This is a genomic window from Frigoribacterium sp. ME-P-080 (assembly GCF_030209595.1).
Taxonomy (GTDB): domain Bacteria; phylum Actinomycetota; class Actinomycetes; order Actinomycetales; family Microbacteriaceae; genus Frigoribacterium.
In genome coordinates this window covers 38,053-58,406 of sequence record NZ_JARVRR010000001.1, presented here as the reverse complement: position 1 = coordinate 58,406, position 20,354 = coordinate 38,053, and the positions used below count along the sequence as shown (strand labels likewise).

Here is a 20,354-nt window from a genome sequence, read left to right as displayed (position 1 = left end):
GATGAAATTTAGAGGCAAGCTATTCCCCGATAATCCACCCACTTGGGGGGCATTGTGCCGACCGGTCTGTGCTGATTAGATGAGGGACCTCTGCCCCCCCCCCCCCCCCCCCCCCAAGCCGCTCCCCCCCCCCCCCAGCTTTTTCGAACCGTTGGCAACCGGGTCGAGCAAACCGTCTTGGACCACGGGGGCGATGTGGACGCATTCGCCTTACGTCGGCTTGATAACGGAGGTCCGTCTTGCGTTCGACCCATTGCGTGCGGGGATCGGGGTGGTGGCTGTAGATGTCAACCCGCTCGAGGTCGTGGTCGAAGTCGCCCCTTGATCTAGGTGAGGCGGAGCCAGGCGAGGGTGGGGGAGGGGCGCTGCTCTCATGGAGGCGACCGGGCAAGTGTCGTCCCACGCCTGCTGATACTCCTTCACCCCGTCAGAATTTCAGAGGCTAGATGCACGCCGACGCCGAGAGCGCGGGGACGTCAAATCGGTGTCGGAGGGGTGGATCGCTGAGAGGGGGGCGGCAAGAACGCTTTGCGTTCCTGCAGCCGGGAGAAGTCTCGGTGTGCGCCCGGCGGATGGCTGGTGTCGGATCGAGCGGGGTGCATCGTTGGCGGGAGTGGAGGTGCTCAGGAGGCCCCCGGGGATGGGCAGATCTTCATGGGGAGCGGGTGGCGGTTTTGAAGTGGGTTGGTGGGCAAGTGGTGGTGGTGATGCCGTGCGGGATGGCATTGACAATGCTGAGGAGGGCGCCGTCATTCGCCGGCTCATTGCCATTCCTGCGCTATCGACATAATCGAAACTGTGAGTCGAGGTGGACTCTTAGCAGACATGAGCGTGAGCGGTGAGGGGCTTGGATGTGGTCCACTCTTGCTCCACCCGCAACAGCGAGACTGTCAGTGATTTTCTTGCGACCCCGGCTGCGAGCTTGTCGAGGCGGCGGATGGCGGCGGTCAGCTCGTCGTTGACGTTCTCGATGTGGACGCCGTAGATGACACCGGTTAAGAGTGAGGCCTAGGGGTTGAGAACTAAAGCTCGAAGAAGTCGCGAAAGGTGATTCCAACAGTGATGTCCGACTGCGTCCGAGCAGACCTGAACTGCTCCCACCTTTGCGCGACCACCCTCTCAGTCCTCTAGCGCACCAGCCCGGCCACCGTGGCCGTCACCCGCGCCGTCATCAAGGCCCGCCTCGCCGCCTGCCGCTCGTGCGCCGGCGGGTGCGCTCAGCACGCCCCGACATGGACGACCACAGCTGCATCGGCGCTTGCACCGCTCTGCTCGCCCCCCTCTGACACCGAGTCGGTGGGCTGACGGGCGGTGAGGCATCGTCAGGAAGCCTGGGAGCATGGCGTCATCATGCAGAAACTCATTGCCGCACTTGCCCCGCTCACTCTCGTCTCCGCCCTGGCGCTCGCCGGCTGCAGCGGCCCCGCGCCCTCGGGTGCAGGCGAGTCGGGGCAAGCGAGCGGCTCGTCTGCGACGAGCGCCGCCTCCGCCGAGGCCACACCCGAAGCGGCTCCGGTGCCGGACCTGACCGGGTCGTGGAAGCAGACCAACTCGGGCAGCGAAGACGCGTACCAAGCGGCGACCATCACCGGCGACACCATCTCGATCAACTGGGTCAGCGACGGTGGCGACACCGAGTCGATCTACTGGGTCGGCACCTTCACGCCTCCCACCGACGACGCGTCGCCTTACACGTGGTCCTCGGCCCGCGACGCTGCCGCGACTGACTCGGCCATGCTCGCCTCGACCGACGACACGAAGGAGTTCACCGTCGATGGCGGCGAGCTCAGCTACAAAGCCAGCTTGATGGGCACCACGACGACCGTCCGTCTCGAAAAGCAGTAAGCGCGGCGACGCAAGCCTCCTGCCGGGCGGGCAGCGGAGGCCGTCAGGGCGAGCCGCACCGCGTCCTCGCCAGGCCCGCCGTCGCAGCTCAGCTGCAGGTGTAGGTGACGCCGTCGACGACGTGGGTGCCCGGGCCGAGGTCCGCGCAGGTCTCGAGGAGGGTCGAGGCGCCGACGATGGCTGCGACGATGAACGCGACGGTCAGCAGCAGCACCACGATCGAGATGATGATGCCGGCGAGCGAGAGGCCCCGGGGCTGACCGGCTCGGCCGAGACGGCGGAACGAGATCGTGCTCATGATGAGGCCGGCGATCGCCAAGAAACCGAAGAACGACAGCACGAAGCCAGCGATCTCGAACCCACGCGACGGGCGCTGGACGGCCCCTCCGTCCGGCCCCGCCCCGGGCGCCTGCGGCACGCCCCCGTACTGCTGACGCCCGTCCTGCGGCCCGCCGTACTGCTGCCCCTGCTGCCCGGTCTGGTCGCGTCCGTCAGTCATCTCGGTCCCCCGTCGTCGAGTGGTGCTGGTGCCACGACCCTACCGAGGTACTGAGCGAGCGTCACGACCTCCGCCTCAGCGCCGTGCCAGGCCCCACCGAACCTGGCCCCGACAGGGCCTGGTTGCCCCGAACCGCCGACCGTAGGGTCGAAGCCATGGACAACCGAGCCGAGGTCCGCGACTTCCTCGCCACCCGCCGCGCACGCCTCTCGCCCGAACAGGCCGGCGTCGTCAGCGCCGGCGGCCAGCGACGCGTCCCCGGGCTCCGACGCGACGAAGTCGCCCGCCTCGCCGGCGTCAGCGTCGACTACTACACCCGACTCGAACGCGGCAACCTCGGCGGCGTCTCCGACAGCGTCCTCGACGCCATCGCCCGCGCCCTCGCCCTGGACCAGGCCGAGACCGACCACCTCTACGACCTCGCCCGCGCCTCCGTTCCCTCCCGCCGCAGGCCCCCGGTCTCCAGCGAGCAGAAGATCGCGCAGTCACCGGTGCAGCACATGCTCGACGCCATGACCGGCGCCGTCGCCATGGTCACCAACACCCGCATGGACCTCGTCGCCGCCAACGCCCTCGGCTTCGCCCTGTACTCCGACATGTACCGCAGCACCCTGCGCCCCGCCAACCACTCCCGCTACATCTTCCTCGACCCGGGCGCCCACGACTTCTACCCCGACTGGGAGCGCGCAGCCAACGTCAACGTCGCCATCCTCCGACGCGACGCCGGCCGCAACCCGCACGACGCCGGCATAGCCGCCCTCGTCGGCGAGCTGTCCATCCGCAGCGACGAGTTCCGCGCCCGCTGGGCCGCCCACGACGTCCGCCGCCACTACGTCGGCGCGAAAGAGTTCCGGCACCCGGCCGTCGGCCTGCTCGAGCTGGACTTCCAGGTGATGGAACTCCAGGACACCCCCGGGCACTCGCTCACCGTCTACACGGCCGCCCCCGGCTCCGCGTCCGACGAGGGGCTGCGCCTCCTCGCCTCGTGGGCGGCGACCGCGAACGTCGTCGAACGGGCCCGGTCCGCCGACCCCGTCACCTGACCCGCGCCTCCTTCTTCCTCCCGCACCACCGGGCTCACCCCCAGGAGGCGCGGTTCCGCGCCCGAAAGGACCTCACCATGTCGGCAGCCCCCGTTCCCACCCACGTGCCCCGCGCCTCCGTCGCCGGAGGGCCCGTCGAACGGCTGCCGGTGTTCTCGCTGGTCGTCCTGGCGACGATGGGGTTCATCCTCGTCGCGATGGAGACGATGCCGGCGGGCCTGCTGCCCGTCATCGCGGACGGCCTCGACACGAGCGAGGGTGCCGTGGGACTGCTCATCAGCGCCTACGCACTCGGGACCGTGGTCGCGACCGTGCCGGCCATCACGCTGACCCGGGGGATGCGACGCAAGCCGCTCCTCCTGATCGCGATCACCGGCCTGGTCGTCGCGAACACGGTGACGGCGCTCTCGCCCGTCATCGCCCTCGCCCTGGTGTCGCGGTTCGTGGCCGGCGCGTTCTCGGGTGTGATCTGGGGCATGCTCGCGGCCTACGGACGCCGGATCAGCCCGCCCGACCGTGCCGGACTGTCGCTCGCGATCGTCTCGGCGGGTGCGCCCGTCGGCTTCGCGTTCGGGACGCCGCTGGGCTCGTGGCTCGGGACGGCCTTCGACTGGCGGTGGTCGTTCGGCGGGCTGAGCCTGCTCGGGGTCGTCGTCTTCGTGCTCGTGGCGACCATCGTCCCGGACGCGGCACCGGCACCGGCGGGGGCGCGGCTCTCGCTCGGGCGGGTGTTCCGCATCCCGGGGATCGCCGTGATCCTGGCCGTCATCGCCGCGTGGATGCTCGCCCACAACACGATCTACACCTACGTCTCGCCGTACCTGCGGGCCGGCGGGTCGGGGCTCGGCGTCGACGTCACGCTGCTGATCTACGGCATCGCCTCGATCGGCGGGATCGTCGTCACCGGCGCGCTGCTCGACCGGCACCCGCGGGCGCTGCTGCACGGCAGCGTCGCCGTGTTCGTCGTCGCCGGGGTCGTCCTGCTCGTCGGCCACGCGTCGGTGCCGGCCATGGTCGTCGCCGCGGTGCTCTGGGGCGTCACGTTCGGCGGGGCCTCGGCCCAGCTGCAGGCGGCGCTCACCACCGTCGGCGGCGACAACGCCGACGTCGCGAACGCCTTCCTGCCGGTGGCGTTCAACGTGGCGATCTTCTTCGCGGGGATCGTCGGGGCGGCCCTGCTGGCCGTGGCGGACGGGCTCGTGCTGCCGGTGCTGATGATCGGGTTCGGGGTCGTGGCGTTGGCGCTGACGGTGTACGGGCGGCGGAACGCGTTCCCTGCGGCGCTCTGACCGGCTCGGCCCTGGGCATCCTCGATGCTCACCTCCTCAACGGCAAGGGGAAGAAAGTGCAGCAGATGCAACATCTCGAGCGGGGTTGAAAAAAAAGCAGACCCTTTTGTATGTTTGGGGCTTCAACGCACAGTTCAAGGGGGAATTGCATGAAGAAGCAGATGGTAGGCCTCAGTGTTGCGGCAGCAGTTTGCGTTTTGGGGACCACGTTGATGGGAGCGCCGGCGATCGCCGCCCCGGCGGGTGTGAGCCAGGTCGAACTCGAGAAGACGAAGTCGTCTCTCGCAGCTTCCGACATCGCTCCGGCGCAGCAGGCCGAGTTGTTGCAGAAAGTCACAGACGGCGAGCTGTGGGACGCCGCGTCTGGCAAGGCTGCGGTGTCGTCGACCACGAAGCAGCAGGGCGACTACAAGGTGACGAAGGACGTCTACGCAGACGGTTCCTACACCGAGATGGGCATTGAGCAGGGGCGCCAAGCTAGTCCCGCCGAACTGCAGGCCATGATCGCTCAGGCGAAGCCGTTCTTGGACGGAACCGCCAAGAGCAATGTCGTGCTGCCACCCAAGACGGGTGGAGTCTCCACTCAAGCCCAGGGCGTCAGCAACTGTGTCTTCGGTAACAATGGAGGCGTTCGCTACGCGCAGAGCTGCCACGTCTACTACCACGGTGTCACGTGGAGTAACAGTTTCAACGCGAATTACCAGATCACCCCGACGTCGTCCAAGTCGCAGCTCATCGCGAATTCCAACAAGGTCGTCACCGTGCTGGCCGTCTCGAATGAGATCGCGTTCTCACGAAACAACGGCCGCGACATCCGTCACCAGTTCAACCTGTCTGCCGGGGGATGGGGCAACACCCCGTTCTGGCTCGACCTGCGGACGACCACCGGTGGGGCATCCGTCGCCCGCGCCTAAAATAGAACGTAAGTTAGGAAGAAGGAGAACTTCATGTTCGGACTCGCGCCACTCGACCTTTTCTGGTCCGTAGTCCTCTTGGCTGGCTTGGTTCTCCTCGTCAGTGCCATCGTCTCCATCGTTCGCGACAAGGCGATGTCGGCACAGATGATGACCATCTGGCTCATCGTGGTCGTCGTGGCCCCCGTTGTCGGGCCACTGGTGTGGTTCGCCCTTCGGGGATCGCTTCACAAGAATGCGGCGAGGACCAGCTAACCCGCAGATGCGACCGGGGAGACCGCCATCCGTGCCCGGATGGCGGTCTCTCCTGTCTGCGGCACGGCATGCGACGCGACGCCCTGCTCTGTTGAACGGGCGCGCGTCGTGCCGACGTGACCACCGACGGCGGCGAAGGGGCTCCGCAGATCGTGCGGAGCCCCTTCGTCGAACCGGTGTCGTAGCGACGCTCAGCGCGGACTGATCTTCACCGTCGCCGCGACGGTCTTCGCGGTGAGCATGGGAGGCAGGTACGGGCTGCCGTGGTACTTCGCCTCGTACGCGGCGTCGACCAGGTCGTCGGCGACACCCGCAGCGGCCTCGAAGGTGACGTCGTGTTCGTCGCCCGCGGCGCGGATGCGTCCTGCGCCCTGCTTCATCGCGGCCCGGTACCACCGGGACGAGGTCCCGTTGTAGGCGCGGACGAAGAGCGCGTCGTCGACGACCACGGACCAGATCCAGGTGGGGGTGCCGTGGGTGACGCCGTCGTCCCGCAGAGGAGAGACGTGCAAGTCGTCGGTACCGCCGATGGCGGCCAGGGTGGCTGGGTCGAAGGTGGGCATCGTGAGACTCCTTCTGAGTTCGAGGGGAGGGGGAGGGGGAGGTGCGGGACCGTTCGTCCGCGGGGAGGAGGAGGCGCCCGCTCGCTCGACAGGCGCCTCCTCGGTCGTCACGGGCGGATGAGCACCTTGAGCGCCTCGCGGGAGTCCATCAGGCGGTAGCCCTCGGCGATCTCCGACAGGGGCAGTTCGCGGTCGAACACGCGGCCCGGGTCGATGGTGCCGTCGAGCACCTGCGGGATGGCGGCCTCGAGGTAGGCGCGCACCGTGGCAGGGCCACCGGTCAGGGTCGCGTTCTTGCCGAACAGCGAGGTGAAGCCGACCGGCGCCTCCTCGTATTGGGGCACGCCGACGCGGCTGATGGTGCCGCCGGGACGGACGATGCCGTAGGCCTGCTCGTAGGCGGGCATGTGACCGACGGCCTCGAGGACGACGTGCGAGCCCTCGCCGCCGGTGATCTCCATGACCTTCGCGACACCCTCGTCACCGCGTTCGGCGACGACGTGGGTGGCGCCGAACTCGCGACCGAGGTCGGTGCGGGCGGTGTGGCGGCCCATCAGGATGATCGTCTCGGCACCGAGCTGCTTCGAGGCGAGGACAGCGGAGAGACCGACGGCGCCGTCGCCGATCACGGTGACCGTCTTGCCCGGGCCGACCTGCCCCTGCACCGCGGCGTGGTAGCCCGTGAGGTAGACGTCGGACAGGGTCAACAGGCTCGGCATGAGTGCCTCGTCCGTGCCGGCAGGGACCTTGACGGCGGTGCCGTCGGCCTCGGGGACGATGAGCTTCTCGGCCTGGGTCGCCGAGGGCGCACCGTCGAAGAAGCCGCCGTGCACGCACGAGGTGGTGATGCCGTCGCGGCAGAACGGGCAGGTGCCGTCCGACCAGGCGAACGGCACGATGACGGTGTCGCCGACGACGAGGGTGCGGACGTCGTCACCGATCTCTTCGACGACGCCGATGGCCTCGTGGCCCATGCGGCGGCCCTCGGGGGTGTCGCCGAGGTCGTGGTACGGGTGCAGGTCCGAGCCGCAGACGCAGGCGTAGGTGACGCGGATCAAGGCCTCGGTGGGCTTCTGGATGACGGGGTCGGGGACGTCTTCGACGCGGACGTCGCCGGCGCCGTACATGACTGTTGCCTTCATGGTGTTCCTTTCAGGGGTGTCGAGTCGGGGTCGACGGTAGGCGGGGCGCCACGAGGCAGGGAGGCCCGCTCAGGGCCTCCCTGCCTCGGCACGGGTGGACGGCGGAGGCATCGGAACCGGTGCCGGTGCCGGTGCCAGCCGGGGTCAGCGGACGCGGGTCCAGGTGCCGTGCAGCTGGACGAACTCGCCGCCGATGACGGAGCTCGCCATGCAGGCGCCGTTCGTGTAGTCCTCGATGTGGGTGACGTGGTCGCCCGAGTCGGGCTCGGTCCAGCGGACGACGTGCAGGCCGTCGCGGACCTTCGTGGTGGTGTACTCCATCGTCTCGTGACGGCCCTCGATGGCACCGCCCGTGACGAGGAACGAGACCTGGGTCTCGGTGTCGAAGGTGATCTCGACGGTGAAGTGGCCGAGGGGCGTGTCGGGGCCGAGGTCGGCGAGCCAGGTCTGTCCGACGCTGGGGAGGGGTGCGGCGATGTCCATGGGATGTCCTTCTCTGGTGGTGGTGCTGGTGGGTCGGGGAGTGGGGATCGGGTGGGTCAGAACTCGAGGACCAGACGGCCGCGGAGGCCGCCCTGCTCGAGCCGGGCGTGGGCGGTCGAGGCGTCGGCCGCCGGGAGGGTGCCGGCGACACGGGTCGCGATCTCACCTCGGTCGGCCAGCCCCGCGAGGACGCTGATGACGTCGTGTCGGCGGTGGGACCGCATCACGTACGACGAGAAGACCCGGACGTCGCGACCGGGGGTGCTGTCGGTGGGGAGGTAGAACGCCGCCTGTCCTCCGTCGCGGACGGCACCGAAGACGGATTCGCCGACGATCGCCGGGTCGGCGAGGGCGTCGGCGCCACGGCCTCCGGTCAGGGCCAGGACTCCGGCGGCGAAGTCCTGGCCGCGGTCGATGACGTGGGTCGCCCCGAAGCCCCGGACGAGTTCCGCTTCCGCCTCGGATGCCGAGGCGATGACGGTGATGCCTCGGCGGGCGGCGAGCTCGACGAGGTAGCCGCCCACGGCTCCGGTGGCACCGGTCACGGCGAGGGCCGCTCCGGGACCGAGCGCGAGGTGCTCGAGCGTGATCTCGGCGGTCAGGGCGTTGGAGAGGAACGACGCACCCTCGACGAACGTGAGGTCGCCGGGCAGCCGGGTGACCGACTCCGCCGGGAGGACGACGTGTTCGCTGTAGCCTCCGTGGCTGCCCTCGGGGACCACGAACCCGATGACCGCGTCACCGAGCTGCAAGCCCTCGTCGGTGGCGAGGTCGTCGCCGAGCTCGTCGACGACGCCGGTGACGTCCGTTCCGGGGACGACCGGTTCGACGACGGCGCCGTCGTTGCCGGCGAAGCCGCCGGAACGGATGATCGTGTCGACCGGGTTCACGGCCGCGGCGCGGACGCGGATGCGGACCTCTCCGGGCCCTGCGTGGGGCTCGGGGACGTCCACGGGGTGGAGGACGCTCGGTCCTCCGAATTCGGTGAGGCCGATGGCCTTCATGGTGTCCTCCTGTCGCCGCCGGAAGGGGATCTTCCGGTGTCGTGAGATCACGTTGCCACTCCGACGCGACGCTCCACAGGGGAAGGAAAATGACCCCCCAACCCGCCTCGCTCTTCTTCATCGGCGGTCGATGCGTCGCCGTGGGGGTCTGGCAGGATCGGCGCATGGCAGCGGAACCGAAGTGGCGAGAGCTCGGCGACTTCCTCCGGGCTCGGCGTGCGGAACTGCGGCCCCACGACCTCGGTCTGACGGAGGACGAGCACCCCCGACGCGTGCCCGGCCTCCGCCGCGAGGAGGTCGCCCGGGCCGCCTCCATCAGCACGGATTACTACACGCGTCTCGAGCAGGGACGACTCCCGGCGTCGGCGCCCGTGCTCGACGATCTCGCTCGGGTCCTCCGACTCAGCCCGGATGAGCGGGCTTACCTGGCCGGACTGGCCGGGAAGGTCCTGCCCGACGACGCGCCTCCTGTGTCGGTGGGAGTCGCCCCCTTCGTCCTGAGGATGATCGACGACCTCGGCGCCACGCCGGTCTTCGTCATGGGCCCCCGGACCGAGGTCGTCGCGTGGAACGCCATGGCGGCGGCCCTCATCACCGACTTCTCGGCCGTCCCCGAGGGCGAGCGGTACTTCATCCGCCTGTTGTTCACCGATCCCGCCCTCCGCACCCTGTACTCGGACTGGCTCGGGGTGGTCGACCTCGCCCTCGCGCAGTTGCGGATGGACAGTGCCCGGGACCCGGAGGACCCGCGGCTCCAGGCCCTGATCGCCGAGCTCGTCGCCCTCGGCACCGAGTTCGCGGGGCTCTGGACGGCGCACGAGGTGGCGACGCGCGGCACGGGCACCAAGGTGTTGCGGCATCCCGTCGTGGGGGAGCTGACGCTCGACTGGGGAGCCCTCGATGCCGGAGGCGGCCACACGGCCATCGTCTGGACGGCGGAACCCGGATCGCCCTCGCAGGAGGGGCTGCGGCGTCTCGCCGACCTCGGAGCCGCTGGGCGACGCTCATGATCAGCGGTGAGCTTCGCGCGAGCTGATCGACCCGTCGACGGTCGTCCGGAGGCCCGGTCGTGACGACGCGACCACCGCAGGAGGCGCGGTGCCGGTTCGAACCGCACCGCGCCTCCTCGGCGTTCAGACGCCAGGGAGTCGCCGAGACCCCTGCTCGCGAGTGCGGGGCTCGGCGACTTCCCGGGGTCTCGGTCGGCATGGTCGCGACCCAGGGTGAGGTCGTGCCCTACGAATCGGACGCGACCGCACCCGCAGCGGCCCATGACACGTCGCCGGTCATGCGAGTGCGTCGACGACTCGACGGGTTTGCGTGTACGTGGCGTGCGGGTAGAGGGCGACGGCGGGGAGCGATCTGAGGCGGTCGGGAAGTAGTTCGGTGACGCCGGCGACGGTCGGCTGGAGGACCGCGGTGATCTGGAGGGCGAACTCCCGCAGGTGTCCTTCGGCAAGCCCCGCGTCAGCTTCGAGGCATCGGACGCTGTCTGCGGTGAAGGTGCCGAGTGTGTTCGCCCCGTCGACGGCGAGGGCGAGCTCGACGGTGTCGAAGACGGCGGGGTCGTGAGCGAGGACTTGCTCTCGTTGCTTGAACGCGAGAGCGCTGTTGAGGTCGTAGAAGGGGGCCAGCACGCTACGACCGGGCACATGGGTGAGGGAGAAGTTCTTGGAGTGGCCGTCGTTGTGACCGATGATCCAGGAGAAGACGTGCAGCTTCGCGAACCGCTCCTTGGCGCTCTTGGCCTCGGCGGCGCCGAGGTTGCGGTCGAAGACGGCGAAGATGTCGCGGTAGCCAGGGCCGCCGTCGGACTCGTACTTCTGGACGTGCGAGGTCCCGGTGGCTTGCGCGAGGTCTTCTTGATGGAGTCGACCGATGGTGCCGTCGTCGTCGAAGCGGTCGAAGCGCTCCACGACGAGGACGTGCTCGCCGTCGAACTCGGCGATCACGGATGCGGCCGCGTCGATCCCGAGTAGGCGCGCGACCTGGAGGGTGATGTGTTCGGTGACATCGGACCCGGGCAGCGGTTGGATGCCCGGCTTGAAGATGTGTGTCGACGGCTGCCGCCCGGACGGCTCGAACCATTGGTCGTCGCGAAGGGCGAGCGCGAACTTCCCTTGGGCGCCGCCGAGTGAGAACCCTTCTTCGACGGCGCGGTGCTGCAGCCAGTCGGAGTCGTCGCGACGGATCTGCCGAATGCGGTCGCCGATCTCGTTCTCTCTGAGCGGCGTCAGGTTCTCCTCCTGCCTGGGTGATGTGCCCGCGGGGTAGAACTCGAGCGCGCCGGCGACATCGGCGCCGTAGACGGAGAGCAGGTCGAACGTGCTGTCGCTGGTCAGCTTCGCTCCCCGCGCCCAGCGGGAACGGACGTCGGCGCGGTCGGGCAGCAAGTTGTCGAGAAACCGCTTGGTGTGGTCGTTGCCGAAGGCGGTCGTGACGACGGGGAGCGTCACCGAGATGGGGACGGGTTCGTCAGCGCTGACGTACTCGGGCAGATAGCGCAGCTGCAGGTTCTCGCCTCGCCGGCTGATCGTGGCGACGTGAACCTCGTAGAGGTACACGTCGAGGGCGCGGATCACCTGGTGCCCCCTTCGGCATCCGGGCCGGTAGTCGTTAGGGCCTTTGTGGTGGAAGGTGCGCGGGCGTCCATTTCTCGTGGCGGACGGATGAGGACGGAGCCGGGGACGGCGAGACGCTCGGTCAGTTCGCGGGAGGCTTCGCGAACCGAGGCGAGTGTGGCGGCGTCGAGGTCGGCCCCGACCTGCCCGGGGAGGTCGGAGGCGGTGATCGTGAGCAGAAGAGAGGGGTCGATCTGGGGGAGCGGGCCGAGGAATGGCTTGCTGATGGCTTCGAGTGTGCCCGAGCCGATCAGTGTCGTGATGCGCTTGGTGAGGGCGTCGGCCGCGGCCTGGGCGGCACCCCTGGTGGCGTCTGTGGCGAGAGCAGCGGTGTCGCGGTCTGTCGCGGCGTTCAGGTGGATGCCGAGGTGATCGAGGATGAGCAGCACCGTGTCGAAAGACGTGCCGCCGTTGCCGCGTTCGAGCCGGGCGAGGGACTGACGGGTGATGCCGACCGCGTGGGCGACGTCATGTTGGGTCAGCGACTGCTGGACGCGGGCGTTCTTGATGAGGCGGGCGAGATCTGAGGGTGTCTGCAACTTCATGCCTGCAGCCCCGTCCTTGTTCCGCAAATAGCACTAGCGCTCATTGTCAAGAAATCCTAACACGGAGCCGATGTGGCATAAATCAGACATTGCGTCGATGTGCGGGGTTCAAGCACGCCGGATGTTTCAGAGCCGTGCGACCAGCTCTGACTTCTTCGCCGCGAATTCTTCATCCGTGAGGATGCCCGCATCTCTCAGGGAGGCGAGCTTGTGAAGCTGCTCTGCCACATCGGCCTGGGCCGCGGGTGCCGGGTCGACCTCGCCCAGCGACTGCGTCCTGGACGCGAACCGATCTCTCACGAGACCAGACACGAGGTCGAAAGTCTTGTCCGCGATGGTCGGTTGCGTTTGGTTGTCCACAGTCTTAGACGTGGTTTCTCGAGGTGCGTCAGGTATGCGCTGTGCGGAGAGAACGAGCTCGAGCTGAGTGAAGAGAGCATCCGGCAGCTTTACGAGCGACGTCTTGCCGTCGGCCCAGTCGATGCGAACCTGGTGATCCGGTCTCCTGTTGTCGAAAGCGGCCCCCACCGCCGCGGAGGCTGCTTTCCCGAATCGACCGGGTAGAGCGACGCCGGCCGCAGCTTTCCCCACCGCAGTCAAAGCGCTGTCTTGGGCTTCCACGGGCATCTCTTGCCACGCAGTGACGTTTTCAGTGGTCATCCGGCGCCCCTTGATTCCGGTTTGCACCACAAGGTCACTTCCGAACGTCGCGGTGGTGACCCCGGCGTCCAGAAATGCGCCGCCGATGACACGTCCGAATGAGCTCATGGCAAGACCATATTGCCGCTTGGCTAACTTCCACACCGGGTGAGCGATTTCGGAGGCTTGATGAACCTTGCCGGCAGCGTCAGCCAAGATCGGGCGAGCGTGCACCGTGGGCACACGGGCCGTCGCACCCGGCTCGATGGCGCCCATGACGTGCGGCACTCGCCGTGAGCATCCCTCGACCGACGGAGGCGCGCGCCACGATCTCGACGTAGCGTCGAGACATGGACGAGTCGACGAACCCACGCAGAGAGGCCCCCGCTGAGGCGAACTCGAACGCCGACGTCTCGCTCGGCGTTGTCTTCTTGGCCGTCGGGGTCACGCTGGTGGTCACGCTCGACACCCCATGGGCCGGACTGCCGATGCTCGGAGTCGGGCTGTTCTACTTCGTGAAGAGCCTGAGAGACCTGCGTAAGAGGCACGCCCGGCCCACCGAGACGCCCGACGCCTGAGCTATTCGGAAGAACCTTCGCCAAGGTCTTGGCGGTCGTGTCACGAGCTGTCCATAATCACGAAATGACGCAACCCCGCGACGTTTCCGCTTTCTTCGACGACAAGGGCCGCCCGACGCAGGCCTACTGGAACGATTTTTGGCTGCGGGCTGAACGCGTGTCGCTCGAGACGCTAGACGCATATCCCGACCGGTGTGCCATCGACGGTTGTGTAGGCCCGAACTTGCGCGCGGGGCACGCGTCTCCTGGCGACATCGAGTGGGGCCCGTTGAGTGTGCCGGTGTCGTTTCACTGCATCTTCCATGCCCAGCTCATGGGGCAGTATGGAGAGCCGCAGCGCCCCCGGTACTTGGACGGTCTGCCGCTCTGCTCCCACGACGAGCCATCACCCCCCTCTGACGAAGTCCTGCGATGCAGCGAGCCAGCTGTGGCCAATGGACTGTGCACGGTGCATGTTTCCGCCAACCGGTTTCCCTGGGGGTACGAAGACGTTCTCGATGCCGTGAAGGACGCTTGGCTACCCGACGAGCAGAAGCGCGGACCGGTGACCGACGACACACGACGCGTGCTCAGTGAAATCAAACGCATCGCCAAAGACGGGCCGCCACCGCCCGACTGGCCGATGTCACCGTGGGACGTCTTCGCCGGCTTCGGGGCCGCTATGTTCTTCCGTCACGCCGGACCAAGGCTCGAAGAACGCGCCAAGGCCGCATTCTGGATGTCGCCGTTCTCGATCGGCCGCACGCTCAACATTCCGGCTGATCAGGTCGAGGCACACATCGTGACACTGAAAGTCAAACGGCGGATCACGCCGGATGCGGACCTCGTTCTGCCGAAAGGTTTCGTCATGGTCGTCCAGGCCAAGGTCTTCACGGCGGACATCGTAAGGCGCATCCGCCGAGACCGACTGCGCAATCTGTTCCCCTCTAGGTACACAAAAATCGCGTACGGGCCGCCGCCACGCAAAGGAACCGAGATCTTCGAACCGATAGCGGACGGCCCGGGCTTGGTGGCCCGCGAATTCCGAGGAACGGCCTGGGAGCTCACATCCCGGGGTGAGGTTGATGTCCAGGCTTGGCACGAGACCTTGGCGCGTGAAGCTCGTCGGGTCAAAGAGGACAAGGTCGGACGCCGCGTCGGAGTCGCCGCGTTGCTCATAGGCTTCGCCTCGCTCGTCTCTGTCACATCCGACGCGCCAGCGGCCGTGAAGAACATCGGACGTGCGCTGGGACACATCGCCGCCTTGGTTCAGCAATCGCTCTGACATCGTTTCGCTCGTGGTCTGGGCCCAGGCTCGGCTGAGCTCGCCGCTCCTCACTGCTCCCGCAGCACCTTCGCCATCGGGCGGCCGCGCGCGACCTCGTCCACGAGCTTGTCGAGGCGGCGGATGTTCGCCGTCAGCTCGTCGTCGAGGGCCTCGATGCGGACGCCGCAGATGACACCCGTCACGAGCGAGGCCCGGGGGTTCAGGTCGGCGGCCGCGAAGAAGTCGCGGAACGTGGTGCCGTCGGCGACGTGCTGGTCGATCTCTCCCTGGCCGTAACCGGTCAGCCAGGTCACGACCTGGTCGACCTCGGCCTTCGTGTGGCCCTTGCGCTCGACCTTGGCCACGTACAGGGGATAGACCCTGGCGAACGGCATGTCGTCCAAGCGGCTCATGCCGGAATCGTACGCGGACCGGTCGACCGACACTGCGCCTCCTCGGCCGACCTAGGGTGAAGGCGTGCCCTACGAACCGGACGGGACCGCAGCGGCGGCCGACGACACCTCGCCCTTCGCGCATCGGCTCGCCGATCGCTTCCTCGACGACTACGTGCCCGGCCTCACGCTGGAGCACGGCTCGTACCGCGTCACGGCGGACGAGATCGTCGACTTCGGCCGCCGGTTCGATCCGCACGACATGCACGTCGACGCCGAACGGGCCGAGGCGACTCCCCTCGGCGGACTCGTGGCCAGCGGCTGGCACACCACCGCCATGATGATGCGCCTGATGGTGGAGTCCTACCTCAACCAGGGCGCCAGCGTCGCGTCACCCGGCGTCGACGAGTTGCGCTGGTCGGCTCCCGTCCACCCCGGGGACGTGCTCCGCGCCCGGTTCACCGTCGTCGACGCCCGCCCCTCGGCGTCGCGTCCCGACCGGGGAGTGGTCCGCACCCGCATCGAACTCCTCGACCAGCACGACCGGGCCGTGATGACGCAGGTCATGACGAACCTGATCCTGGCCCGCCCCCCCGCCGGCTGACCCGGCCTGCGACCAGCTGACCCCGCCCTGCCACCGGCCGACCCCGGCCTGCGACCAGCTGACCCCGGCACGGCCCGCGTCGAGCAGCCCGGTTCACCCGGCCCGGATCACCCGGCCCGGGTCTCCGGACGCTCGACGCCGGCGTCCTCGAGGGCGCCGAGGTAGCTCGTGAGCGCGTCGCGGTTGTGGGTGAGGAACTCGATCTTCTCGGTCATCCGGTCGCGCTCGGTCTCGAGCAGCTCGACGAGCCCCGGTTCGGCGTTCTCGACGACGATCGTCTGCGGCTGGCCGAGGCAGGGCAGGATGTCCGTCACGATGCGCGTGGGGATGCCCGCGTCGATCAGGCCGCGGATCTTGCCCACCCGGTCGACGAGGCGCTCGTCGTAGTCGCGGTAGCCGTTCGCCAGCCGGGTCGGGGTGATGAGGCCTTGCTCTTCGTAGTAGCGGAGCATCCGCGACGGGACGCCCGTCCTGGTCGACAGTTCACCGATGCGCACGAGTCCTCCTCCGACTTGACCTTCACACTAATGGCAACGTTCATGCTGGAGGCATGTCTGACGTACGAGAAGAAGAACGAGCACACCTGAGGATCGGGATCATCGGGGCCGGCTCCATCGGTTCCACCATCGCCCGCCGCCTCGCCCGCCACGGGCACGACGTCGCCATCGCCAACTCGCGCGGCCCCGAGACGATCGACGAGGCGGCCCTCCGCACCGGCGCCCGCGCCGTGGACGCCGCCGAGGTCGCCCGGGGCGTCGACGTCCTCATCGTCTCGGTGCCGATGAACCGCAACGCCGACATCGCCGAGTACGTCCGCTCGGCCCCCGAGGGCGCGGTCGTCGTCGACACGTCGAACTACTACCCGATGCGTGACGGCTCGATGCACGACTTCGAGCAGGGCGTCCCCGAGAGCGTCTGGCTGTCCGAGCTGTTCGGACGCCCGATCGCCAAGGCGTGGAACGCGATCATCTCGCAGTCGTTCGACGCGAAGGCCACCGAGCCCGGCGACCCCTCCCGCGTCGCCATCCCCGTGGCCGCCGACCGCGACGCCGACCGCGCCGTGGCCATGCAGCTCGTCGAGCAGACCGGGTTCGACGCCGTCGACGCCGGCGTCCTGGCCGAGTCCTGGCGCCAGCAGCCCGGCTCGCCCGTCTACTGCACCGACCGCACGCGCGCCGAGATGCCCGGGTGGCTCGCCGCCGCCGAGAAGGAGCGCGTCCCGCAGCGCCGCGACGTCGCGATGGAGGTCATCCGCGGCTACGTCGAGGCCGGCGGCACCGTCGACGGGCCGTTCCTCGTGGCGATCAACCGCGCCTGCTACAGCTGACGCGACCGAGCGCAGGAGGCGCGGTGCCGGTCGGGCCGGCACCGCGCCTCCTCGACGTCACCGGTCAGCGCGCGGCGAGCTGCGGGTAGAGCGCCTCGAGCGGCGCCGACAGGCCGGCCTTCACCTGGCGCGAGGTCTCGTCGGCGAGGACCTCGTGCTCGCCGGCCTCGAGGGCGTCGAGCACGTCGGCGACCAGGGTCGCCGGGTCGGTCTTCGCGTCCGTGACGCCCGCGGCCATCGCGGTGTCGACGTAGCCCACGTGCACGCCGACGACCTGCACGCCCGCGGGCTGCAGCTCGAGGCGCAGCGAGTTCGTGGCCGACCACAGCGCGGCCTTCGTCGCCGAGTAGATGCCCGCGACGGCGAACCACGACAGCGCCGAGTGGATGTCGACGATGGCCGTGCCGCCGCCGTGCGCCGAGAGGAGCGGCGCGTAGGCCCGGGCGAGGAACAGCGGCCCGAGGAAGTTGGTCTCGACGTTCGCGCGGATCTCGTCGTCGGTGTGGCTGAGGATGCCGGGCGTGGGGGTGCTCGCGCCGGCGTTGTTGACCAGCACGGTGACGTCGGGCGCGGCCTCGACGACGGCGGCGATCGAGGCCGGGTCGGTCACGTCGAGGGTGAGGGGCACGACGCGCTCGTCGTCCCAGGTGCGCGGGGTGCGGGCCGTGGCGTAGACCTTCGCGGCGCCGCGGGCGAGGGCGGCCTCGACGAAACGGGTGCCGATGCCCCCGTTCGCTCCGGTGACGAGGACGACGGAGCCGGTGATGTCGGTCATGGGTGTTCCTTCCGGGGTGGTGCGAGGATGAGGCGGCTCGAGACCGAGTCGCCATAGGTGACTCATGTCATAATTGAGTTCAGTCAGTTTCTATTCCGGGAGATCCGAATGACGTCGTCAGCCCTGCCGCTCGGCCGGCGCGAGCGCAACAAGCAGGAGAAGCTCGAGCGCATCACGCGGGCCGCGTCCGACCTGTTCAGCCGACACGGGGTCGACGAGGTGACGACGCAGCAGATCGCCGAGGCGGCCGACGTCGGCGCCGGCACGCTGTTCCTCTACGCCCGCACGAAGGGCGAGCTGCTGCTGCTCGCGCAGAACGCGGCCTACGCGCGCTCCCTCGACGAGGGGATCCGCGCCTCCTCGTCCGCCACGACCGCGCTCGACGCGGTCGTCGCCGTCCTCGAGCCGATCGTGCACTGCAACCGGGCCCAGGTCGAGAACGGCCGCACCTACTTGCGCGAGATGGCGTTCGGCGACGCGACGGAGCCGCACCACGCCGAGGCGCTCGCGATCGTGGCCCGGACCGAGGAGGCGGTGGCCGGGATCGTCGCACGCCTCACCTCGGCGACGCCCTCCGACGCGGCCGCGTTCGCGCACGTCGTGTCGGCGGTGATGATGCTCGCGATGTCGTCGGCGGTCGACGAGTCCGTGCCGGACGACGAGATCGTCGCGGGGGTGCGACGTCAGCTCGAGGTGATCCTGCCGCGCTGACGCGCCACGTCGGCCGTGATGCCCCGCCACGTCGGCCGTGTGCCGACCGTCACGGGAGGGTGACGATCGCCTTGCCGCGGATGCGGACCTTCCCGAGGCCGTCGAGCGCGGTCGCCGTCTCGGCGAACGGGTGCGTCGCGCCGACGACCGGTCGGATCGCGCCCGCGTCGACGAGGGCGGCGATCTCGGCCAACTGGCCGCCGTCGGCGCGCATGAAGAGGAACTCGTACGAGACACCGAGCTTCTTCGCCTGGGCACGCACCTTGCGGCTGAGGCCGGCGATCGCGAGGCGCACGACGGGGTTCAGCCCCGCGGCCTTGGCGAAGGCGGGAGTGGGCGGGCCCTGGATGCCGATGGCGATGCCGCCGGGGCGGAGCACCCGGAACGACTTCGCCAGGTTCTCGGCGCCCAGGCTGTCGAGGACGAGGTCGTAGCCGGACAGCTCCTGCTCGAAGTCCTGCGTGCGGTGGTCGACCACGACGTCGGCACCGAGCTCGCGCACGAAGTCGGCGTTCGACGAGGAGGCGGTGGTCGCGACGTGCGCGCCGAGGTGCTTCGCGAGCTGGATCGCGATCGAACCGACCCCACCGGCACCCGCGTGGACGAGGACCTTCTGACCGGGCTGCACGTCGCCGCGTTCGACGAGGGCCTGCCAGGCGGTCAGGGCGACGAGGGGGAGCGACGCGGCCTCGACGGTGCTGATCGAGGTCGGGGCGAGGGCGACGTCGGCCTCGTCGACGGCGATGCGCTCGGCGAAGGTGCCGATCCTGTGGTCGCGGGGGCGGGCGAAGACCTCGTCGCCGGGCTTCAGGCTGCGGACCGAGCCGCCGACCTCGATGACCGTCCCGGCGACGTCGTGGCCGAGGACGAGGGGCGTCCGGTACGGGAGGATCAGCGTGAACTCGCCCTCGCGGATCTTCGCGTCGAGGTGGTTCAGACCGGCGGCCTCGACCTTGACGAGGACGTCGTGGACGCCGACGGTGGGCTCGGGGACGTCGACTTCGTGCAGGGGCTGCTTGTAGGCGTCGAAGGCGAAGGCTCGCATGGGGGTGCTCCTGGGGGCTGTGGGTGTGGCTGGGGTGGTGGGATCGCTCGCGCGGCCCGCGACGTCCTCAGCGCGAGGGGTCTCGACTCAAGCATCCGAGTGTGCTCAATGCTGAGCGCACTCAACAATATTGTCAAGGGCGGACCTCGACTGTGGCCGACCCGTCACCGACCGTCGCCGCGCCTTCTCGGTCTGACCTTCGGCCCTCGGCACCCACGGCCCCGGCGGTGTTCAGTCCGCGTGCTCCGGCGGCCACACGATCGCGAAGTGCTCGAAGACGATCTCGTCCTGCTCGGACCACGTCACGCCACGAGCTCGACACGTGCGCTCCCAGTAGCGCCGATGCTCGTGCTGCCAGCTGTTCAGCGTGCGGTCGTCCTCACCCTCGGCGAAGGCGAAGGCAGCGTCGGCGGTGGAGAACCCGCCGATGCGCAACTGCAGGCTCCGGATGACGATCCGAGGAGCCCCCGTGCTGTCGCATGCGATCCAGTGCGACCCGACCCGCGGCAACGGATCGCCCCGATGCGCGAACTCCGACACCAGTTCGGCGGTCGCCCGCTTCCGACCGGACAGCACCGCCTCGAGCAGCTCGTCGGCGAGCCGCGCCGTGTCGCCGAAGTGCTCCACCGTGTAGTCGTCGTCGACCGCGTCCGTCGCCCGTCGGGACGCGCAGTAGGCAGTCCACATCGCGGTCGCCGCATAGCGGTCCGGCGGCGCGACGGAACGGGTGGCGGGTGCATCGCTCATGGGGACGATCGTGCCAGAGGGCCGGTGCCTTGGAGGCGCGGATGAGTTCCGAAGACGTGCCGACTTTGCTCACATGAGCAAAGTCGT

The 20,354-nt window shown here is 68.9% G+C and carries 23 protein-coding genes and 2 pseudogenes; 11 read left to right on the top strand and 14 right to left on the bottom strand.

Annotation, left to right across the window (positions count from 1 at the left end):
* Positions 1 to 816: 816 nt before the first annotated feature.
* Positions 817 to 993: pseudogene (locus QRN23_RS15425) on the bottom strand (DUF2200 family protein); the annotation flags it as partial.
* 357 nt (positions 994 to 1,350) lie between these two features.
* Here QRN23_RS15425 and QRN23_RS00300 point away from each other — a divergent pair.
* Entirely contained in the window at positions 1,351 to 1,845 is a 495-nt protein-coding gene (locus tag QRN23_RS00300) for a hypothetical protein (RefSeq protein ID WP_285061929.1), read from the top strand.
* An 88-nt stretch (positions 1,846 to 1,933) separates the two neighbouring features.
* Here QRN23_RS00300 and QRN23_RS00295 read toward each other — a convergent pair whose 3' ends face one another.
* Positions 1,934 to 2,344, bottom strand: a complete 411-nt coding sequence (locus QRN23_RS00295) for a hypothetical protein (protein WP_285061927.1) — start codon at positions 2,342 to 2,344, stop codon at positions 1,934 to 1,936.
* A gap of 155 nt (positions 2,345 to 2,499) precedes the next feature.
* Between QRN23_RS00295 and QRN23_RS00290 the strand changes: the two genes are divergently transcribed.
* From QRN23_RS00290 to QRN23_RS00275, 4 genes are all read left to right on the top strand, one after another.
* Positions 2,500 to 3,387 (top strand): helix-turn-helix transcriptional regulator, encoded by an 888-nt coding sequence (locus tag QRN23_RS00290; RefSeq protein ID WP_285061925.1) that lies wholly within the window; start codon positions 2,500 to 2,502, stop codon positions 3,385 to 3,387.
* A gap of 77 nt (positions 3,388 to 3,464) precedes the next feature.
* Complete coding sequence (locus QRN23_RS00285) at positions 3,465 to 4,676, top strand: MFS transporter (protein ID WP_285061923.1); 1,212 nt, start codon at positions 3,465 to 3,467, stop codon at positions 4,674 to 4,676.
* Positions 4,677 to 4,825: 149 nt separating this feature from the next.
* A complete protein-coding gene (locus QRN23_RS00280; RefSeq protein ID WP_157489809.1) occupies positions 4,826 to 5,590 on the top strand; it encodes a hypothetical protein in 765 nt (254 codons plus the stop codon).
* 33 nt (positions 5,591 to 5,623) lie between these two features.
* Positions 5,624 to 5,845 carry a PLDc N-terminal domain-containing protein gene (locus QRN23_RS00275; RefSeq protein ID WP_043594607.1) on the top strand — a complete coding sequence of 74 codons (222 nt, stop codon included), beginning with the start codon at positions 5,624 to 5,626 and terminating at the stop codon, positions 5,843 to 5,845.
* Positions 5,846 to 6,036: 191 nt separating this feature from the next.
* Here the strand turns inward: QRN23_RS00275 and QRN23_RS00270 are convergent, their stop codons facing one another.
* The 4 genes from QRN23_RS00270 to QRN23_RS00255 form a co-directional block, all read right to left on the bottom strand.
* Entirely contained in the window at positions 6,037 to 6,408 is a 372-nt protein-coding gene (locus QRN23_RS00270; RefSeq protein ID WP_056228190.1) for a DUF2255 family protein, read from the bottom strand.
* Between the two features lie 107 nt (positions 6,409 to 6,515).
* A complete protein-coding gene (locus QRN23_RS00265) occupies positions 6,516 to 7,550 on the bottom strand; it encodes a zinc-binding dehydrogenase (protein WP_285061921.1) in 1,035 nt (344 codons plus the stop codon).
* A gap of 144 nt (positions 7,551 to 7,694) precedes the next feature.
* Positions 7,695 to 8,033: a MoaF-related domain-containing protein gene (locus QRN23_RS00260; protein WP_056228196.1), complete on the bottom strand. Its 339-nt coding sequence runs from the start codon at positions 8,031 to 8,033 to the stop codon at positions 7,695 to 7,697.
* Between the two features lie 56 nt (positions 8,034 to 8,089).
* Positions 8,090 to 9,037 carry a quinone oxidoreductase family protein gene (locus tag QRN23_RS00255; protein WP_285061917.1) on the bottom strand — a complete coding sequence of 316 codons (948 nt, stop codon included), beginning with the start codon at positions 9,035 to 9,037 and terminating at the stop codon, positions 8,090 to 8,092.
* Between the two features lie 89 nt (positions 9,038 to 9,126).
* Here QRN23_RS00255 and QRN23_RS00250 point away from each other — a divergent pair, with 89 nt between their 5' ends.
* Complete coding sequence (locus tag QRN23_RS00250) at positions 9,127 to 10,047, top strand: helix-turn-helix domain-containing protein (RefSeq protein WP_285061916.1); 921 nt, start codon at positions 9,127 to 9,129, stop codon at positions 10,045 to 10,047.
* Positions 10,048 to 10,323: 276 nt separating this feature from the next.
* On the opposite strand, the gene QRN23_RS00245 is transcribed toward QRN23_RS00250, so the two are convergent.
* From QRN23_RS00245 to QRN23_RS00235, 3 genes are all read right to left on the bottom strand, one after another.
* Positions 10,324 to 11,619, bottom strand: a complete 1,296-nt coding sequence (locus tag QRN23_RS00245; protein ID WP_277959895.1) for a HipA domain-containing protein — start codon at positions 11,617 to 11,619, stop codon at positions 10,324 to 10,326.
* A complete protein-coding gene (locus QRN23_RS00240) occupies positions 11,616 to 12,230 on the bottom strand; it encodes a helix-turn-helix transcriptional regulator (RefSeq protein WP_285061915.1) in 615 nt (204 codons plus the stop codon). Before QRN23_RS00240 ends, QRN23_RS00245 begins: the two co-directional genes overlap by 4 nt.
* 99 nt (positions 12,231 to 12,329) lie before the next feature.
* Positions 12,330 to 12,971 (bottom strand): SHOCT domain-containing protein, encoded by a 642-nt coding sequence (locus QRN23_RS00235; RefSeq protein WP_285061913.1) that lies wholly within the window; start codon positions 12,969 to 12,971, stop codon positions 12,330 to 12,332.
* A 221-nt stretch (positions 12,972 to 13,192) separates the two neighbouring features.
* Between QRN23_RS00235 and QRN23_RS00230 the strand changes: the two genes are divergently transcribed.
* Positions 13,193 to 13,420: a hypothetical protein gene (locus QRN23_RS00230; protein WP_277959898.1), complete on the top strand. Its 228-nt coding sequence runs from the start codon at positions 13,193 to 13,195 to the stop codon at positions 13,418 to 13,420.
* A gap of 64 nt (positions 13,421 to 13,484) precedes the next feature.
* Positions 13,485 to 14,684: a hypothetical protein gene (locus QRN23_RS00225; RefSeq protein WP_277959899.1), complete on the top strand. Its 1,200-nt coding sequence runs from the start codon at positions 13,485 to 13,487 to the stop codon at positions 14,682 to 14,684.
* 50 nt (positions 14,685 to 14,734) lie between these two features.
* On the opposite strand, the gene QRN23_RS00220 is transcribed toward QRN23_RS00225, so the two are convergent.
* Positions 14,735 to 15,079, bottom strand: a complete 345-nt coding sequence (locus tag QRN23_RS00220) for a DUF2200 domain-containing protein (RefSeq protein WP_285061911.1) — start codon at positions 15,077 to 15,079, stop codon at positions 14,735 to 14,737.
* A gap of 64 nt (positions 15,080 to 15,143) precedes the next feature.
* On the opposite strand from QRN23_RS00220, the gene QRN23_RS00215 reads away from it, so the two are divergent.
* Complete coding sequence (locus QRN23_RS00215) at positions 15,144 to 15,662, top strand: MaoC family dehydratase (protein ID WP_285061909.1); 519 nt, start codon at positions 15,144 to 15,146, stop codon at positions 15,660 to 15,662.
* Between the two features lie 107 nt (positions 15,663 to 15,769).
* On the opposite strand, the gene QRN23_RS00210 is transcribed toward QRN23_RS00215, so the two are convergent.
* Positions 15,770 to 16,159, bottom strand: a complete 390-nt coding sequence (locus QRN23_RS00210; protein WP_123571417.1) for a MerR family transcriptional regulator — start codon at positions 16,157 to 16,159, stop codon at positions 15,770 to 15,772.
* A 47-nt stretch (positions 16,160 to 16,206) separates the two neighbouring features.
* On the opposite strand from QRN23_RS00210, the pseudogene QRN23_RS00205 reads away from it, so the two are divergent.
* A pseudogene (locus QRN23_RS00205) lies at positions 16,207 to 16,989 on the top strand (NADPH-dependent F420 reductase); the annotation flags it as partial.
* 64 nt (positions 16,990 to 17,053) lie between these two features.
* Here the strand turns inward: QRN23_RS00205 and QRN23_RS00200 are convergent.
* Positions 17,054 to 17,764, bottom strand: coding sequence for an SDR family oxidoreductase (locus QRN23_RS00200; protein WP_173153806.1), 711 nt, complete (start codon positions 17,762 to 17,764; stop codon positions 17,054 to 17,056).
* Between the two features lie 108 nt (positions 17,765 to 17,872).
* Here QRN23_RS00200 and QRN23_RS00195 point away from each other — a divergent pair, with 108 nt between their 5' ends.
* The gene (locus QRN23_RS00195; RefSeq protein ID WP_285061906.1) at positions 17,873 to 18,475 is read left to right on the top strand and encodes a TetR/AcrR family transcriptional regulator; all 603 of its coding nucleotides are present in this window, start codon (positions 17,873 to 17,875) and stop codon (positions 18,473 to 18,475) included.
* A gap of 49 nt (positions 18,476 to 18,524) precedes the next feature.
* Here QRN23_RS00195 and QRN23_RS00190 read toward each other — a convergent pair whose 3' ends face one another.
* Positions 18,525 to 19,520 (bottom strand): NADP-dependent oxidoreductase, encoded by a 996-nt coding sequence (locus QRN23_RS00190; protein WP_285061905.1) that lies wholly within the window; start codon positions 19,518 to 19,520, stop codon positions 18,525 to 18,527.
* 231 nt (positions 19,521 to 19,751) lie between these two features.
* Positions 19,752 to 20,267: an ASCH domain-containing protein gene (locus tag QRN23_RS00185; RefSeq protein WP_285061904.1), complete on the bottom strand. Its 516-nt coding sequence runs from the start codon at positions 20,265 to 20,267 to the stop codon at positions 19,752 to 19,754.
* Between the last annotated feature and the right edge of the window lie 87 nt (positions 20,268 to 20,354).